This is a genomic window from Psychrobacter sp. CAL346-MNA-CIBAN-0220 (assembly GCF_040309805.1).
GTDB lineage: Bacteria > Pseudomonadota > Gammaproteobacteria > Pseudomonadales > Moraxellaceae > Psychrobacter.
In genome coordinates this window covers 1-285 of the sequence record NZ_JBEOPF010000120.1, presented here as the reverse complement: position 1 = coordinate 285, position 285 = coordinate 1, and the positions used below count along the sequence as shown (strand labels likewise).

Annotated in this window: 1 protein-coding gene; it reads left to right on the top strand. The window is 47.0% G+C overall.

The genetic code is table 11. From position 1 onward, the window contains the following. A partial coding sequence (locus AAEY88_RS12955) for a MutS-related protein (RefSeq protein ID WP_350563039.1) occupies nucleotides 1-285 on the top strand: 285 nt, incomplete at both ends.

Sequence of the window (285 nt, the reverse complement as noted above, 5' to 3'; positions counted from 1 at the left end):
CCGTATCTTTACCCGTATTGGCTCGGCTGATGACTTGGCAGGTGGCAAATCAACCTTTATGGTTGAGATGATTGAGACCGCTAATATTCTCAATCAAGCAACCAATAAGTCGCTCGTGCTGATGGATGAAGTCGGACGCGGTACGGCAACGACTGACGGGCTCGCAATCGCCCACGCTTGCATCAATCGCTTGGTCGAAATTGGCTGCCTGACATTATTTGCCACCCATTATTTTGAACTGACAAAATTGACAAAGAATAATAATAGCACTGAAAGCAGCCATGC